The organism is Agarivorans sp. DSG3-1 (assembly GCF_046774965.1).
Lineage (GTDB): Bacteria > Pseudomonadota > Gammaproteobacteria > Enterobacterales > Celerinatantimonadaceae > Agarivorans.
In genome coordinates this window covers 3,715,629-3,731,663 of the sequence record NZ_CP177241.1, presented here as the reverse complement: position 1 = coordinate 3,731,663, position 16,035 = coordinate 3,715,629, and the positions used below count along the sequence as shown (strand labels likewise).

Here is a 16,035-nt window from a genome sequence, read left to right as displayed (position 1 = left end):
ATTAATCACGCTCACAGTTAAAAATTTTGCCAGTTTGAGTATCTTGTAAACACTCGTATTCAATACCATCTTGGTAGATTTCAATCTCTACAATGTTAGCTGTGGCTGCGCTATTGTAAAACACTGCACCAAGTACAGAGGCAATAAGAATTTTGCTAAGGTTGTTCATGGTCTGTTTTCACTGTTGTTGTTTGTATGTGTCTATTATCTGCGCCTTATTAATATTAGTTAAATAAGCACCTTTCAGGCTAACTTACAGCTGCAATTTGTTTGCTGATGAAGGATGTCGAAAATCTTCAATAAACCTTTAGGGCTTCCCGTTAGTCTTTCTGTAACTAAAAAGGAGAAGACCATGACAACTCGACTGAACTATTTTGCTAATGCGCCGAAGGGTATGGTGATCCTCATGCAACAAGAGGACTATTTACGAGGCCGATTTCTTGAATCTGACAGCGTAAACTTAGCCATGTGGGAGTTGGTTAAATTGCGTATATCCCAAATTAATCAATGTGCGTTTTGTATTGATATGCATAGTAAAGATGCATTAAAAGCTGGTGAGACAGCGCAGCGGATTATAGGTTTGAGCGCCTGGAAAGATATGCCTTGGTACACGCAGAATGAACGGATGGCCTTGAGCTGGGCTGAACAGCTTAGCGCAGGGCAGCCGATAAGTGATGCGCTTTATCGTAAAGCGCATGAAGCGTTTGGTGAGCCATCTCTGGTTGATTTGACCATTGCCATTAATGCGATCAATAGTTGGAATAGAATCGCGAAAGCATTTACATCAAAGGTAGGCAGTTATACACCCAGCTAAGCAAATATTGAACGAGGTTGACCAGCGTTTTAGGTTTTCTTTATTTCGACCCAAGGGGCGTTTGGCCGATACCATTCAAGCCTTGTGGTCGGCTTCGCTTGATGGCCAAAGTGCTGGCTCAATGACACGCTGGTTGCAGGCCGACGGCTGCAGCGGTGTGCTGTTTAATTTAGGGCCGCCGCTGCGTTTAGATGGCAAACAGTATGAAGCAGGAATGATTATTTTGCCGGTTAGCAAAGTGGCGCGTTCAATCACCTTACCTTCCAAGGCACAGCTTGCAGGATTTAGGTTTTTACCCGGAGTGAGTACAGGGTTTTTTGGTACTCTGCCAAGAAACACTAATGATAGTATCGAGCCGCAACGCAATCACCAACTCCAGTTACTCTGCCAACAATTACAAGAACTTAGGGGGCAGCAGTCTCGAATTATTGCGATGTACAAGTGGCTACAGCGCAGTTTGAGTGCAGTTGATTCTCCACCGCAAAGTTTTACTCAAGCCATTAACTTTATGCAATATGCAAAAGACATTGGCTTGCTGAGCAACAAAGTGGCGTTAAGCCAGCGTCAACTTGAGCGGCATTTTCAACAGTTGATGGGCATGACCCCAAAGCAGTGGCAACGAACCTTAAGAGTGAAAATGACTCTTAAGGCCCTAAAGAACCAGCCTACTGTAGATTTAGCAGAGTTGGCACTAAGTCAGGGCTTTTCTGACCAAGCCCACATGACACGAGAGTGTAAAAGCATCGCCAAAATCACCCCTAAGCAATATTTAGTACTGGTGTTAAGTGCCTAGTCGCAACTGGCGATGATCCATGCCAGTTTAACTAACTATTTGTTATTGTGAAGGCTCTAAAATGCCACGTTCTTCAAAAACCTGTTTCGCGACTAACATGCCATTAATTGCTGCGGGAAACCCTGCATATACCGCCATTTGTAAAATCACTTCGGTAATTTCATTTGGGCTACAGCCTACATTAAGCGCGCCATGAATATGCACTGCAAGTTGTGGTGCGCAGTTTCCCATTGCCGTGAGGGCAGATACGGTAGCGATTTCTCGCGATTTTAAATCTAAGTCTGGGCGACTGTAGATGTCGCCAAAGGGAAATTCAATGGTGAATTTAGCGAGGTCAGGACAAATAGTAGCAAGACTATTTATAACTTTATGGCCTGCTTCACCGTCTATTTCATTAAGCTTGTCTAATCCGCGTTGGTATCGGTTACTTTTCATGATCTTTTCCTCTGATGTAATGACCCAAAGTTTGCGACTCAAGGTGTAGCCTAAACCTTGGAGCTAACTCCAAGTCAAGCTGCAACTTACAAGCTTAAGCGAGGTTTAATAAAATCAATGAACGCAGTGATGCGTCGCGCTACTTTAGATGAACGGTAATACACCGCGTTAATTTGACGCTGGTTAGTTTCTTCTACCTGCAGGGCTGGGAATAAACTCACTAAGGTTCCTTGCTCGATGTCGTGTTTCACCATAAATCCCGACAAACAGGCAATGCCATTGCCGCTTAAAGCTAACTGGCGAATGGTTTCTCCGCTGCTGGCGGTAATGGCAGGATTCATTGATTTAAATCCTTTTAATGGCCAATGGTTTAGCACCTTTGCCCCGCTAAAGCCGATCAGCTCATGTTCGTTTAGTTGTGCAACCTGCAGCGGTACCCCGCGCTGTTCCAGGTAAGCGGGCGCGGCGACAATATACAAGTTACTCACGCCGATGGGGCGAGCATGCAGGGTGGAGTCTGCTAATGTACCAATGCGAATCGCCAAATCGGTTTTCTTTTCCAGCAGATCCACAAAACCGTCGTTAGTATTTAGCTCTAGTTCTATATTGGGGTAGGCGCGTTTAAACTCACCAATTAGTGGCACTAATTGGTGAATCACAAATGGGCTGGCGGCATCAACACGCAGCCTGCCTTGAGGCAACTCACCCTTACTAATAATGTCTTCTTCAGCTTGTTGAATTTGGCTCAAGCCTACACGTACCGCTTCTATAAATTGGCGGCCTTCGTCGGTTTGTACCACCCGTCTGGTGGTTCGATTAAGAATAGTAATGCCTAGCTGCTTCTCTATTTTGCTAACCGCTCGAGATACCTTAGCCACTTGAATGTCTAAGGCGTCTGCAGCAGCCGAGAAGCCACCGCTGTCTACCACCGCTAGCAGTATTTCGAGTTCATCAGATCGGTTTTTAAGGGTAAACATAGCCACACTCTAACAATAAGGTTGCTTAATATTAGCGACTTCTAGATCAGTTTACCTAGCGGATTAACAATAATTTCTACAAAAGTATTTTGTTCTAAGTGCCATTTTTGACAATAGTTCTTTGGATAATAATGCTCGCCATCACTTGTTGCGCAGTGCAACAACTTAATCGATGACGAGAGATTACTGTTATGCCATTAGCTCTATTCGCGCTTACCTTAAGCGCATTTGCCATAGGAACCACCGAGTTTGTTATTGTTGGGCTAATCCCCACCATGGCGCAAGACTTAGCGGTTTCGCTTCCTTCTGCCGGCTTACTGGTAAGCTTATATGCCTTGGGTGTGGCTATAGGCGCTCCGGTACTTACCGCTTTAACCGGTAAGTGGAATAGAAAACACGTATTACTGGCGGTAATGAGTTTGTTTGTAGCGGGAAACTTACTCGCTTGGCAAGCGCCTAGTTATGAAACCTTAGTGGGGGCGCGTATTCTCACTGGTTTGGCGCATGGCGTATTCTTTTCAATTGGTTCCACCATTGCTACTGGCTTGGTGGCTAAAGATAAAGCCGCCAGTGCTATAGCGATTATGTTCACTGGCTTAACGGTGGCTTTGGTTACTGGTGTACCTTTAGGTACTTACATTGGCCAGCACTTTGGTTGGGAAACAACCTTTTTAGTGGTGGCCATCTTGGGCCTTATCGCTTTAATCGGCAGTGCGTTATTAGTGCCTAATAACCTAAAACAACCACCAGCGACCAAATTAAAAGACCAATTAAGGGTACTTACCCAGCCGCGTTTACTGTTGGTTTATGCGATTACCGCTATTGGCTACGGTGGTTCGTTTACCGCATTTACTTTTTTAGCGTCTATTTTGCAAGACATCAGTGGTTTTAACGCCAGTGCAATTAGTTTAATTATGTTGGTTTATGGCGTATCGGTAGCGTTTGGCAACATTTGGGGCGGAAAGATGGCCGACAAAATGGGGCCCATTAAAGCTTTAAGCTGGATATTTCTAGGTTTAGCTACAGTGCTTATGGTGTTCAATTTTACTGCTGTTAATCCTATAGCGGCGGTAGCGACCATTTTAGTCTGGGGAGCGTTTGCCTTTGGCAACGTACCGGGTTTGCAAGTCTATGTGGTAAAGCTTGCCGAGCAACATACACCAAACGCGGTAGATGTAGCCTCTGGTTTAAACATTGCGGCTTTTAACGTTGGTATCGCCTTAGGTGCGTGGGGCGGTGGGATGATTGTAGCTAAGGTTGGTGTTATGCATACACCTTGGGCTGGCTCGCTAATTGTACTGGGCGCATTGCTTCTCACAAGAATCAGTGGCGCTTTAGATAAACGGCAGCAACAAGCTGGCAATCCAGAGCTTTGTGAAGCCTCATGATTGTTAAACTTAGCCAGTAAGGAGAGGGAGCCATTGGGCTCCCTTTTTACTATCTAGCTTTTTCACAATACCTCTTGGCTATAAGCTGTCCTTACAGCTCCTAATTTAAGCTATTTCTACCTAAGGCTTACCATGCTCCTGCAGGGAAGTAACCAATTGCTAAACGCTAAGGATAATAAATCCAAAACAAGGGCAGAAAATGAAAATAAGATTATTAAGTATGTTGTTGGCGAGCATGTTTGTAACAGCCTGTGAAACTTCTACTGGTAATGAGCCACTACAAAGTGCGGTAAGTGACACTATTCCCGTGGACTTAGCTAATGCCAGCCAAGAGAGCTTGGTATTTGAAGAAATCTACACCACCACTGTTCTTCCAGATGAAGAAGTAAAAGTGGTATCGCGGGTAACCTCCACCATGCTAGATAAACATTTTCAAGCAGGTGATTACGTACAAACTGGGCAACTCCTGTTTAGTTTAGACCCTTTAGAATTTGAAATTAACCTAGCCAGCTTACAAGCCAATTTGGTTAACTTACGAGCAAAATACCATTCCGCTTTAAACAGTTTGCAGCGTGCCCAAAAACTGGGTGATGCAATTTCTAAGCAAGAGCTTGAAGACATTGAAACGCAATTTTTAGTCAATCAAGCCAGTCTTAAGGCGATTGAAAAGCAAGTAGACGACGCCCAATTACTGCTTAGTAGAACCGAAATTAAAGCCACTCGTGCTGGTCGAATTAGTCAAGCTGAACTCAGCCCTGGCGATACCGTGAGTGTGGGTTACCAACTCGCATCTATTGTTGATGACCGCGCTTTTAAAGTGACCGTTAGCATTGATGAAAAAACTGTGCTTAAAGCGGTTCAACAATACCGCAATGGCACTTCGCAGTTTGAAGTACTGGCGAGATTCTTAGATGGCAGTGAGTACCCAATAGGGGGGGATCTTGATTACATCGACAACAAAATAAACCCGGCTACAGGCGCATTAGCTGTTGGTTTCAAATTTCATAACGACGACAGCGTATTTGTGGGTCAATTTGTAGAAGTTGTTTTACGGGAACACAAAAACACTGTGGTGATCCCTAGTCGAGCCTTGGTGCAAACCCAAAGCGGCCCCGCAGTATTTAAAGTGGTTCGCGGTAAAGCTCAGTTGCAAGCTATTGAGCTGGGTGACCAGCTAGGAAATCAAACCGAGGTATTACAAGGCTTAGATGATGGCACAGTGGTGGTCTCTAGAGGCCAGCAGAAACTGACAGATGGTAGTCTTGTAAGACAGCGAGGTTAATATGATTAAATTCTTCATTTCTCGCCCTAAAACCGCCATTGTTTTATCGGTAATCATGAGTGTATTAGGTGCGTTAGCCGCCTACACCATGCCGGTAGGGCAATACCCTGATGTTGCACCGCCAATGATCAATGTATTTACTCAATACAACGGTGCTAACGCCAAAGTCGTAAACGACACTGTAGCCTCGGTGATTGAAAAAGAAGTGAACGGCGTTGAAGGTATGATTTACATGAAATCTACCTCGAACAACGATGGTTCTTATAACCTTAACGTGACTTTTGAAACAAGTTTTGATGCCGACCGTGCAGCCACGTTAGTACAAAACCGGGTTAACGCAGCCCAGCCATTATTGCCCGAAGAAGTACGTCGCTCGGGTATCTACGTGGAAAAAATGAGCCCGTCTATGTTAATGATTGCTAGCCTAAACTCGCAATCTGGTGCTCATGATACCTTGGAGCTGAGTTACTACCTTACTGGCATTGTTCGAGAAACCCTTTCACGAATAAAAGGGGTGAGTAAAGTAACGCCCTTGGGCGAAAAAGAATATGCGATGCGCGTATGGCTAGAGCCTGAACGCCTGCAAGCCCTAGACCTAACGGTGAATGATATTGCTGCCGCTATTGCGGATCAAAATGCAGTACGCGGAGCGGGCAGTGTTGGTGCAGAGCCTGTTGCTGGGAATAATGACTGGCAATATACGGTGCAAGTTAGAGGACGATTAGCCAACGAACAAGCCTTTGGTAACATTCGGATTAAAGCTTATGCCGACGGTAGTTTAGTGCGCCTAAAAGATGTTGCTCGTATTGAACTGGGTGCGCAGAAGTACCTAGTGGATACCTACCTAAACAATAAAGAGTCGGTAGCAATGATGGTCTATCAAGACCCTACTGCTAACGCTATGCAAGTCGCGGCGGATGTAAAAGAAGCCATGGCTAAACTTGAGCAAAGCTTACCTGATGGCATGGTGTTTACCTTGCCCTACGATGCTACTGCATTCATTGATGTATCTATTTACAATGTGAAAGAAACGCTCATTATCGCTTTAGTGTTAGTCACATTGGTGACTTACCTGTTTTTGCAAACTTGGCAAGCTACGTTGATCCCCGCAATTGCTATTCCGGTTTCCCTGATTGCTACCTTTGCGGTGATGAAAGCGTTTGGCTCGACTATTAATACGATCAGCTTGTTTGGTTTGGTGTTAGCCATTGGTGTGGTGGTCGATGCAGCCATTGTGGTGATTGAAAACGTGGAACGCCTGTTACACGAAACCACTAAACCGGTAAAAGAATGCGTAGAAATTGCCATGAAAGAGGTGATTGGACCCTGTATAGCGGCTGCAGCTGTGCTGTTAGCGGTATTTGGTCCAACCTTGGTGATGCCGGGCATGGTAGGCATTATTTACGCTGAATTTGGTATTGCCATTTCAGTATCGGTTGTTATTTCTACCCTAGTGGCGATGACCTTAACGCCTGCCTTGTGTGTATTGCTAATGACCCGCGATTTAACACCTAACCGCTTTTTTCGGGCTTTTAACCGTGGTTTTGAAAGGTTTACCGAAGTCTTTGGTAAATCAGTGGCAGTATTGTGTCGCCGTTTAGGCTTAGCGGTATTGCTGTTTTCCATTGTGATCGCTGGAAGTGCGTGGATGGGCGCTAAGCTACCAGGTGGATTTTTGCCTGATGAAGATCAAGGAACGTTTTTCGCAGTGATTGATTTACCCGAAGGGGCCGCGCTAAATCGTACGCGTGATATGACCAAGTTGCTGATTGAGTCGCTTAGTGATGATCCAGATATTGAGATGACCTTTTCAGCAGCGGGTTACAACTTGCTTAATGAGTCTAGTAATTCAAATTCAGCCTTATTGGTATTTAGTTTGAAACACTGGGAGCAGCGAACTGACCAGCAACAACACCAAGACGCGGTGATTGCTCGAGTACAAAGTGCGATAGATGCACTGCCAGAAGGCGTAGGTTTTGCCTTCGGTTTACCGGCGATTCCAGCTTTAGGTATGGTTAATGGGTTTGAATTTGTCCTAAAAGATGAAATGGGCCACGGGTCTGAACGCACCGCAGAAGTACTAGAACAGCTATTGCTTGAAGCCAATCAGCGCGAAGAGATCGCCTCGGCGTTTTCAACATTTAGTATTAGCATGCCTAACTTGTTTCTAGATATTAACGAAGAGCGTGCGGCTGCGATGGGCGTTGCCTTTGGCGATATCGTAAATACCTTAAATGTGCAATACGGCGGTAGCTATATTAACGATTTCACTAAAAGTGGACGCAACTATCGAGTAATGTTGCAAGCCGAAGCTGATTCGCGACAACAGATTGATGATTTGTCTAATTTGTATGTGCGTTCTACTCAAGGCGAGATGGTACGTTTAAGCAACTTAGTGTCGGTATCTACGGTATTGAGCCCAAGTTCGCTGGTGCGTTATAACGTTGCCGGGAGTACCACCATTAACGGTATTGCTATGCCTGGTTTTAGTTCTGGCCAAGCCATTAGTGCGATGGAGCAAGTAGCAGAAGATGTTCTACCTAGTGGCTTTAGTTACGAATGGACAGGTTTAACCTTACAAGAGCAACAAGCCGGTAACGCTAGCTTAATTGCCTTTGCTTTTGCCATGTTGTTTACCTACCTGTTTTTGGTTGCTCAATATGAATCTTGGTTAACCCCCTTAGCGATTTTGCTTGCAGTGCCTACTGCTGTGTTTGGCGTGTTGTCTGCGGTGTTAGTGAGTGGCACTACCGTGAACTTATATACCCAAATTGCCATTATGTTGTTAATTGGCATGGCAAGTCGTAACGCAATTCTTATTGTTGAGTTTGCAAAGCAGTTACGGGAAGAGAAAGGCTACAGTATTGTTGAGGCGGGTGTAGCGGCTGCTAAGTTACGTTTTCGTGCAGTGTTAATGACCGCATTTTCATTCATTTTAGGTGTGGTTCCATTAATGCTCGCTTCGTCTGCGGGGGCATCGGCGATGAAAGCAATTGGCATGGCGTCTTTTGGTGGGATGCTTGCGGCTACGATTCTTGGTTGCTTATTTGTGCCAGCGTTTTTTGTGTTATTCCAATCTTTAAGAGAGCGTTTTTCGGGCAGAACGCTTAGTGAAGATAAACCGCCAGTACTGGAGTTGCCGCTTAACAATACTTAGCGATTCCAATATAAGCTCTGTTCAAGCTCAGCCGTTTTGTTACCTAGCGGCTGAGCTTTTTTGAAAGCGAAGGCTTGGTTGTCGGGTCACATGCTTGGCGCTTAAACAGGCGTAAGCAATTTGATCAACTACGCTTAAACAAAAGCTTAAAACAGGGAGTTTGCTTTGAAAAAACATATACCGTTGGTGCTTGCCATTTATGTGGCTTTTGTATTTTTACAATCGTTAGTATTTAAATTTGCAGGTTGGTTTGGTAGCCCAGCAGATATCACCGTTTACATTTTTCAAACGGTAGGGCAATGGATGCGGGAAGGTTTAGGCTTAACGCTAATTGGCGACTTGTTTGGCCAATACGGTGAAACCGTAATTGGTTTAGCTGAGCTGATTGCTAGCATTCTCATTTTGCGTAAGGCAACTCGCCTTTATGGTGCCTTGTTGGGTTTGGGTATTATGTCGGGCGCGATTTTCTTCCATATTTTCACGCCTTTAGGTCTATTTCCGTATACCGACCTAAGTTGTTTGCAAGCAGGTTGTCCGAGGGAGTATCCATTATTCTTTATGGCGGTGGGAGTTTGGTTAAGTTGTGCTTATTTGATTTATCGTGATAAACACAAGCTAATTGGCCCAGTGTAATGGTATAGATAATAAAAAAGCACCTTTTGAAGTATTGAATCAAAAGGTGCTTTTTTGTGTTTAGCGGGTATGGCCGTTATGTTGTTTCTCATGCCCTATAGTAGACATGGGGCCGTGACCTGGTAAAAACTGATACTCATCATCTAGCGTGTAAAGCTGAGTTTTAATGGCGTTAATGAGAGTAGGGTGATCGCCTTTTGGAAAATCTGTTCTACCAATTGAGCCGTTAAACAGTACATCGCCTACAATCGCTAGCTTATTGTCGTGATCAACAAATACCACATGGCCAGGAGTATGTCCTGGGCAATGGCGTACTTCCAATTTTAACTCGCCCACTTCAATCACTTCGCCATGTTCTAGCCATTGGTCTGGAGTAAAATTAGCCACTTCAGGAAAACCAAACATTTGGCACTGCATGGCCATTTTGCTTATCCAAAAGTCATCTTCTATATGTGGGCCGATTAACGGCACTTGGTAACGTTGTTGAATAAGGCTGCTAGCACCAACATGATCAAGGTGACCATGCGTTAGCAAGATTTTGCTTACGGTTACGCCTGCCTTATCAACCGCAGCTTGAATGAGCTGGGGATCGCCACCTGGATCAACGATGGCTGCTTGCATGGTTGCTTCACACCAAATGAGGCTACAATTTTGCTGAAAAGGAGTTACCGGAATAATTTGATAGGCCATGATTTCTTACTCTAATTAGTTACCGCCCTAGTGTACGTATGTGCATGAATTTTTCTATAGTTGTCATTAACTAAACAGCGAAAAAGCCATTGTTGTGTTTATAATGGTTGAAACATCAGCGGATTGGAGAATCACTTGATAATCAAAGATATTATGCAAACCAGAGTTGTCACTGTGGGAATGGATCAACGCCTATTCGACATAAAAGACATTTTTGATAACGTGAGCTTTCATCATTTGGTGGTACTTGATGACGAAGATTTAGTGGTAGGGGTGCTCACCGAATCTGATTTGCTGGCTGCGCTAAGTCCTTATTTAGGTAAAGCCGCAGAAAATCAGCGAGATGTACAAACGTTAACCCAGCGGGTACATCATGTTATGACCAGAGAGCCGTTGTGCAGCACACCGACTACCGGCGTTAGAGATGCCGGGCAGTTGCTGGTGGATAAAAGTATTAGCTGTTTACCGGTGATAGATGAGGCGAATAAATTACTCGGCTTGGTCACTTGGCGCGACGTACTGTCGGTATTACTGGTAGAAAACACTCACTAATGAAACTACAGCTCTCAACAACCAATCCTATCATGTTTATGGGTTGCACTAGTGATGCGGGTAAATCCTTAGTGTGCGCCTTAATGTGTCGTTTTTTAGCTACTCGAGGCCTTGGTGTCGCGCCCTATAAAGCGCAGAACATGAGTAATAATGCTGCGGTAACCCACGAAGGCGGCGAGATAGGCAGAGCGCAATATCTTCAAGCGATTGCCGCCAAACAAACACCCTCTATCGATATGAATCCTGTGCTGCTTAAACCGCATAGTGAAAAGGGCGCGCAGGTAGTGGTGAACGGTAAGGTGAGCCATGAGCTGCTGGCTAAAGATTGGCACCAACGTAAAGCGGTGCTTTGGCCGGCCGTTACAGCCAGTTTGCAGCGTTTGCAGAGTAAACACCCTTTATTGGTGATTGAAGGTGCTGGCAGCCCAGCCGAAGTTAACCTGCGTAAAAGTGACATTGTGAATATGGAAGTAGCATTGCATACCAATGCTTCAGTATATTTAATTGCAGATATTGACCGAGGTGGCGCTTACGCTCATTTACTGGGTACTTGGATGTGTTTAAGTGAAGCGGAGCAACAAAGAGTTAAGGGTTTTGTGCTTAATAAGTTTCGTGGTGAGCAAGCCTTGTTACACGATGCAAATGTGTGGTTAGAGGAAAAAACCGGTATCCCTATTGTTGCGGTCATCCCTTGGACTGCGCATCAACTTCCTGAAGAAGACAATTTCTTCCACCGCAGTACTTGGCAAGCCGGCAGCATAAACGTTGCGCTGATTGTTTACCCTTATGCCAGTAATCTTGATGAGTTTGATCCTCTCATTTACCAACAAGGTGTGAACGTAGTTCCAATGCGTGACTGCCAAGATCTTAGCCAATTTGATGCGATTATATTGCCTGGTTCGAAACATGTTGCGGCAAGTCGGGCTCACTTAGCCAAGAGTGGTTTGGATAATGAGATCATTAAAGCGGCTTCTGCTGGAGTGTTAATCACCGGGATTTGTGGAGGATTGCAAATTTTAGGCGAGCAAAATCTTGATCCTAATTCGGTAGAAGGAGAGAGCTTTAAGGGCCTGTCTTTACTGCCAATTATTACCGAATACTCAGATCAAAAAACGACTCGCCAACGGCAGCTGAGTTGGCAAAATAGTGAGCTGAATTGTTACGAAATTCATCACGGTAAAACAGTGTGCATTGAGCCCTTAGCTAGCTTTGTCGAAGCTGATACGGGCTGGCAACTTAGCAATGTTCAAGGTTCTTACTTGCATGATTTGTTCACTAACAAAACATTTAGGCAAGCTTGGCTTGAGCACTTAGGTTGGCAAGGGGAGTGTGAAGATTGGCACCAAGTTCTAGGGAAGGAACTTGACCGAATGTGTGACTCTTTAGATTTACCGTTAAGTCAGTTAGCCAAACACGCGGGTTTTTAAACCCGCCTGCACCTTACTTTATCCAACCTTGTTCACGATAGTAACGTTTGGCACCGTCATGCAGCGGAGCGGTTAAGTTGGTATTGATCATATCTTCTACTTGCAGATCGGCTAGCGCTGGATGCAGTGAACGCATGGTGTTTAAGTTTTCAAAAATTGCCGCAACAAAGTTATAAACCGTTTGTTCCGAAAGTTGCTTGTCGGCCACTAAGGTGGCACTTACCCCTATAGATGAAACATCGTCAGGGTTACCGTGGTAGGTGCCGCCTTTGATAGTCACTGGCGAAAAGTAATCATACTTATCTGCTAAGGCCATAATGGTCTTTTTAGACAAGCTAATAAGGTTGGACTCACACATTGTTGTGGCGCGGGTAATAGAGGTATTAGGGTGCCCAACCACATAGATTATTGCGTCTACTTTTTTACTGCACAGGGCACGGCTTTGCTCGTCGGGTTTTAAATTACTTAACTTAGAGAAATCAGAGGCTTGCCAATTGAGTTCTTCCATCACCAGTTGCATGGTTGAATACTGGCCTGAACCCTCTGGCCCAAGGTTTAGCGAATGTCCTTTAAGTTGCTCTATTTGCCCTATGTTCATGTCTGCATGCACTAAGATAGTTAAGGCTTCAGCATAGAGGGAAAGAAGAGATCGCATTTCTTTATAGGCACCTTGTTCAGCAAACTCGCCGCTACCTTGGTAGGCTTGCCAGTGCACGTCTGATTGAACAATAGCTAAATCAATATCACCACTTTGCAGTGCTTCCACGTTGTCGCTGGAACCGCCTGAACTCTCGGCAGTACAACTTAATTTTCGGTGTTCGTTGCTCTGCTCTAGCAAGCGACAAAGGGCGTTCCCAGTGGGGTAATAAACGCCGCTAACATTACCAGTACCTACAAATAAATACTCATTAGCTAAGGTGTAATTAGCATTGATGCTTAATGCCACCGTTAATAAATAAAGTGGAAATCGTTTCATGGTTTCACCTAAAAGTGTCTTCTTTCCCTAGAATAACCCGTTTAATATACACAGATATTTAGCAAAACGCTTGTTTGAACTACTAAGTTGTGAACTCAAAATCAACGCTATGGGTCGCTTGGTTTAATGCATTAAAGCTTAACGATTCTCTATAGTTAGGCAAAGTTTCATGGTTTATTGCTATAAAAATCGAGGGTTATCGATGAAAAAGCTAATTATGTATCGCTTACGAAGGTGAAGCTAGAGCATAATTCGTTATAATAAAAACACTTAACCCGTGAACGTCGGCCAAAACTTGTTTAAATCTGAATCTAATTCTCCTGTTCTTGAAATTTGCTGCTATAGCATTAGTGATGTAAAAAACGCTATTAGTGGTGGCGCTACACGGGTAGAGTTTTGCGCAGGCCAAGCAGAAGGCGGCACGACTCCTAGTTATGGCGCCTTGTTATTGGTGAAAGATTATTTAAGCCAAATCGACATTACTGTAATGATTAGGCCACGCGGCGGCGACTTTTGTTATAGCGATGACGAAGTTGCTCAAATGGTTGCCGATATAACGATGGTTAAAGATTTAGGCTTTAATGGCGTGGTTTTTGGTGCGCTAAATGCTGACGCTTCGGTGGACGAACTTGCATGCCAACAATTGGTTAATGCAGCAAAGGGGCTTAGTACTACCTTTCATCGAGCCTTTGATTGTGTGGCTGAGCCTAAAAAGGCAGCAAAACAAATAGACGCATTGAATATTACACGTGTGCTTAGTTCTGGTCAGAAAAACAACATTGAAGATGGACTCAACTTGTTACTCGACATGCAACAATGTTTTCCAACCATTGAATGGTTGGCTGCTGGTGGATTGCGAGAACACAATATACTCGGTCTATTAAATAGTGGACTCAGGCATTTTCATAGCGCTGCCTCAACAGCATTACCTTCTCAGTTCGATAAGCGATATGCCTTAGCCATGGCTGCAGAAAAAGATTCAGATAAAGAGTTAAGTCGATTGCAAGTATCGCAACAACAAGTAAAACAAATGGTCGCTATATTGGGGCTAAATACCCAGTGATTCTCCCCAACGCATTACATCGTATTCGACACTTTATATATTATTTAGCCGGCTCGCTTAAAAGCCGCGGCATTGCAATGTTTGGCGCTTATTTGCTGGTGCAGGCATGTTGGTTGGCAGTAGTAGCCCCTGTGTCGATTGTGGTGAGCGAATCTTTAATGTCTTGGTATGGTTTACAAGGCGTTGCTAATCAGCAGTTACTGGCCTTTTTTCTTTCGCCCAGTGGATACCTGTTTGCTATTTGGCTCGTTGCCATGGCGTTGTTCAACTTTTTCTTACAGCAGGGGGTGATTACTTTACTGCTGGCTCAGCATGAAGTTAATCGGCGCTCTGTATCACAAGCCGTTCGTTTATTGCTGAATCGCTCTTGGTTAATTGCCCGTTTAGCGTTTTTGCAATCTGCTTTGTTAATCAGTATTTCTTGTACCATTTTGTTTATTGGCCGTTGGTTGTTTGGCTTAATGCTGGCCGACTGGGACATAAACTATTATCTCGATCAACAGCGTAATCAATTATGGATTTTTGTTACTGCCGTAAGCGTAGGAGGGATCCCATTAGCGCTATGGCTTGGCGCAAAGTGGCTTAACTGGTGGTTTGCGCTTCCATACTGCATGCTGCAAAAAAAGCCGCTTAGCAATCAACTTAGAGATTCAACCAAATTAAGCCGCCATCAACGCAGACTTATCTTGGCGTTAAATGCCGGTTGGTTTGCGTTGCGTGCATTGGTGTTTGTTTCGGTTATTAGTGGCTTTATTTGGTTGCTACGATTTAGTTTAAGTTGGTGGCAGCCTGAAGAGGTCACCAGTTTATGGCTATTTTTATTTAGCTTTGCTGTGCTTGCTGGTGGTTCGGTACTGAGCTTTCTTGATACTTGGCTATATGCCAGCATTCAGTTTTATATGTTCAAAGTATTGGTGAAACGTAATCGTTCTGGGCTAAAACAGGCTCATCAGCGGGTACTAAGAGAAAGCCATCGTTTGCATTTAGGTTTACGACTGATGTTTTTGGCGGTGTTGGTGCTTGGCGCTAACGAAATAAGTGATGAAATTAATCGCTTTAGCCAGCGCTTTTCCGCACCCAACTCTTTTGTGGTGATGGGCCACCGAGCTGGTGGCTGGTTAGCGCTAGAGAACAGCTTAGAAGGCTTACAAAAATCGATAAACCTTGGGTTAGAAGTCACAGAAATAGATGTACAGTTAACCGCTGATGGCCAAATTGCGGTTGTGCATGATAGAGATTTACGGCGTTTAACAGCCGATAGCGCGGTAGTGCATTTAAGTCGCTTTGAACAAGTTCAACAAGCCTTTGTTAATGCGGGTTTTAGTACGCCTCAAGCTTTGCCTGTTTGGTTAGCTAAAAGTGCAGACAAGATAACCTTGAATATAGAACTCAAACGCTACAACGATTCTTTGGCTTTGGTTCCTGCCTTGCTGGACGCGCTCAAAGATTATCCGCACCCGGTCATCATAAGTAGTTTAGATGGTGAACTGCTAGAAACCTTAAAGCTTCAAATGAGTGATACTCCGCAGGCAAAAAACATTAGCACTGCCTTTATTGCTGCTGCTAGTTTTGGTGAAACCGATGTACAGCAAAACGTAGATATGTTGATTGTTAACCAACAATGGGTAAATGCTTGGCGCTTGTTAAGTGCTCAGCAGCGAGGCCAGCAAGTGCACGTGTGGACGGTAAATAGCGCAGCCGACGTGGAGAGGCTTTATTATCTGAGGGTTGATGGCATAGTGACGGATTCACCGATTATTGCATTAGAAACTATCGATCGACTAAATCAGCTGAGTGAAATGGACCATATCGTAAATAGCTTACGTCATTGGCTGAGTTTGTAGTTCT

General features: G+C 44.4%; 15 protein-coding genes. 10 read left to right on the top strand and 5 right to left on the bottom strand.

The genetic code is table 11. The features are described from left to right. Position 1 precedes the first annotated feature (1 nt). Positions 2-169 carry a hypothetical protein gene (locus tag ACLD71_RS17340; protein WP_154675884.1) on the bottom strand — a complete coding sequence of 56 codons (168 nt, stop codon included), beginning with the start codon at positions 167-169 and terminating at the stop codon, positions 2-4. Positions 170-352: 183 nt separating this feature from the next. Here ACLD71_RS17340 and ACLD71_RS17335 point away from each other — a divergent pair, with 183 nt between their 5' ends. Next, positions 353-814 carry a carboxymuconolactone decarboxylase family protein gene (locus tag ACLD71_RS17335; protein ID WP_411991479.1) on the top strand — a complete coding sequence of 154 codons (462 nt, stop codon included), beginning with the start codon at positions 353-355 and terminating at the stop codon, positions 812-814. A 7-nt stretch (positions 815-821) separates the two neighbouring features. Further along, positions 822-1,607, top strand: a complete 786-nt coding sequence (locus tag ACLD71_RS17330) for a helix-turn-helix domain-containing protein (protein ID WP_411991478.1) — start codon at positions 822-824, stop codon at positions 1,605-1,607. Between the two features lie 42 nt (positions 1,608-1,649). Here ACLD71_RS17330 and ACLD71_RS17325 read toward each other — a convergent pair whose 3' ends face one another. Together ACLD71_RS17325 and ACLD71_RS17320 are read right to left on the bottom strand one after the other, a co-directional pair. Continuing rightward, entirely contained in the window at positions 1,650-2,042 is a 393-nt protein-coding gene (locus ACLD71_RS17325) for a carboxymuconolactone decarboxylase family protein (RefSeq protein ID WP_411991477.1), read from the bottom strand. Between the two features lie 86 nt (positions 2,043-2,128). Continuing rightward, positions 2,129-3,019, bottom strand: a complete 891-nt coding sequence (locus ACLD71_RS17320; RefSeq protein ID WP_411991476.1) for a LysR substrate-binding domain-containing protein — start codon at positions 3,017-3,019, stop codon at positions 2,129-2,131. A gap of 191 nt (positions 3,020-3,210) precedes the next feature. Here ACLD71_RS17320 and ACLD71_RS17315 point away from each other — a divergent pair, with 191 nt between their 5' ends. The 4 genes from ACLD71_RS17315 (at position 3,211) to ACLD71_RS17300 (ending at position 9,479) form a co-directional block, all read left to right on the top strand. Beyond that, positions 3,211-4,407 (top strand): MFS transporter, encoded by a 1,197-nt coding sequence (locus ACLD71_RS17315; protein WP_411991475.1) that lies wholly within the window; start codon positions 3,211-3,213, stop codon positions 4,405-4,407. 199 nt (positions 4,408-4,606) lie between these two features. Next, the gene (locus ACLD71_RS17310; RefSeq protein WP_411991474.1) at positions 4,607-5,689 is read left to right on the top strand and encodes an efflux RND transporter periplasmic adaptor subunit; all 1,083 of its coding nucleotides are present in this window, start codon (positions 4,607-4,609) and stop codon (positions 5,687-5,689) included. A 1-nt stretch (position 5,690) separates the two neighbouring features. Continuing rightward, positions 5,691-8,846, top strand: coding sequence for an efflux RND transporter permease subunit (locus ACLD71_RS17305; RefSeq protein WP_411991473.1), 3,156 nt, complete (start codon positions 5,691-5,693; stop codon positions 8,844-8,846). Between the two features lie 165 nt (positions 8,847-9,011). Next, positions 9,012-9,479 carry a hypothetical protein gene (locus tag ACLD71_RS17300; RefSeq protein ID WP_137675292.1) on the top strand — a complete coding sequence of 156 codons (468 nt, stop codon included), beginning with the start codon at positions 9,012-9,014 and terminating at the stop codon, positions 9,477-9,479. Between the two features lie 60 nt (positions 9,480-9,539). Here ACLD71_RS17300 and ACLD71_RS17295 read toward each other — a convergent pair whose 3' ends face one another. Then, the gene (locus tag ACLD71_RS17295; RefSeq protein WP_303515481.1) at positions 9,540-10,169 is read right to left on the bottom strand and encodes an MBL fold metallo-hydrolase; all 630 of its coding nucleotides are present in this window, start codon (positions 10,167-10,169) and stop codon (positions 9,540-9,542) included. Positions 10,170-10,304: 135 nt separating this feature from the next. Between ACLD71_RS17295 and ACLD71_RS17290 the strand changes: the two genes are divergently transcribed. Both ACLD71_RS17290 and ACLD71_RS17285 read left to right on the top strand, forming a co-directional pair. Next, complete coding sequence (locus ACLD71_RS17290; RefSeq protein ID WP_411991472.1) at positions 10,305-10,721, top strand: CBS domain-containing protein; 417 nt, start codon at positions 10,305-10,307, stop codon at positions 10,719-10,721. Continuing rightward, positions 10,721-12,148 (top strand): cobyric acid synthase, encoded by a 1,428-nt coding sequence (locus tag ACLD71_RS17285; RefSeq protein ID WP_411991471.1) that lies wholly within the window; start codon positions 10,721-10,723, stop codon positions 12,146-12,148. The genes ACLD71_RS17290 and ACLD71_RS17285 overlap by 1 nt, the downstream gene beginning before the upstream one ends. Before the next feature lie 13 nt (positions 12,149-12,161). On the opposite strand, the gene ACLD71_RS17280 is transcribed toward ACLD71_RS17285, so the two are convergent. Further along, on the bottom strand, positions 12,162-13,124 hold the full coding sequence (locus ACLD71_RS17280) for a TAXI family TRAP transporter solute-binding subunit (RefSeq protein WP_411991470.1): 963 nt from the start codon (positions 13,122-13,124) through the stop codon (positions 12,162-12,164). 295 nt (positions 13,125-13,419) lie between these two features. Here ACLD71_RS17280 and ACLD71_RS17275 point away from each other — a divergent pair, with 295 nt between their 5' ends. Continuing rightward, positions 13,420-14,187: a copper homeostasis protein CutC gene (locus ACLD71_RS17275; protein WP_411991469.1), complete on the top strand. Its 768-nt coding sequence runs from the start codon at positions 13,420-13,422 to the stop codon at positions 14,185-14,187. Positions 14,188-14,264: 77 nt separating this feature from the next. Further along, on the top strand, positions 14,265-16,031 hold the full coding sequence (locus tag ACLD71_RS17270) for a glycerophosphodiester phosphodiesterase (RefSeq protein WP_411991468.1): 1,767 nt from the start codon (positions 14,265-14,267) through the stop codon (positions 16,029-16,031). The last annotated feature ends 4 nt before the right edge of the window (positions 16,032-16,035 follow it).

Coding starts and splice junctions, on each gene's coding strand:
- ACLD71_RS17305 (WP_411991473.1), top strand. CDS start 5,691: ATGATTAAATTCTTCATTTCTCGCCCTAAAACCGCCATTGTTTTATCG.
- ACLD71_RS17310 (WP_411991474.1), top strand. CDS start 4,607: ATGAAAATAAGATTATTAAGTATGTTGTTGGCGAGCATGTTTGTAACA.
- ACLD71_RS17325 (WP_411991477.1), bottom strand. CDS start 2,042: ATGAAAAGTAACCGATACCAACGCGGATTAGACAAGCTTAATGAAATA.
- ACLD71_RS17270 (WP_411991468.1), top strand. CDS start 14,265: ATGTTTGGCGCTTATTTGCTGGTGCAGGCATGTTGGTTGGCAGTAGTA.
- ACLD71_RS17320 (WP_411991476.1), bottom strand. CDS start 3,019: ATGTTTACCCTTAAAAACCGATCTGATGAACTCGAAATACTGCTAGCG.
- ACLD71_RS17295 (WP_303515481.1), bottom strand. CDS start 10,169: ATGGCCTATCAAATTATTCCGGTAACTCCTTTTCAGCAAAATTGTAGC.
- ACLD71_RS17315 (WP_411991475.1), top strand. CDS start 3,211: ATGCCATTAGCTCTATTCGCGCTTACCTTAAGCGCATTTGCCATAGGA.
- ACLD71_RS17340 (WP_154675884.1), bottom strand. CDS start 169: ATGAACAACCTTAGCAAAATTCTTATTGCCTCTGTACTTGGTGCAGTG.
- ACLD71_RS17280 (WP_411991470.1), bottom strand. CDS start 13,124: ATGAAACGATTTCCACTTTATTTATTAACGGTGGCATTAAGCATCAAT.
- ACLD71_RS17285 (WP_411991471.1), top strand. CDS start 10,721: ATGAAACTACAGCTCTCAACAACCAATCCTATCATGTTTATGGGTTGC.
- ACLD71_RS17335 (WP_411991479.1), top strand. CDS start 353: ATGACAACTCGACTGAACTATTTTGCTAATGCGCCGAAGGGTATGGTG.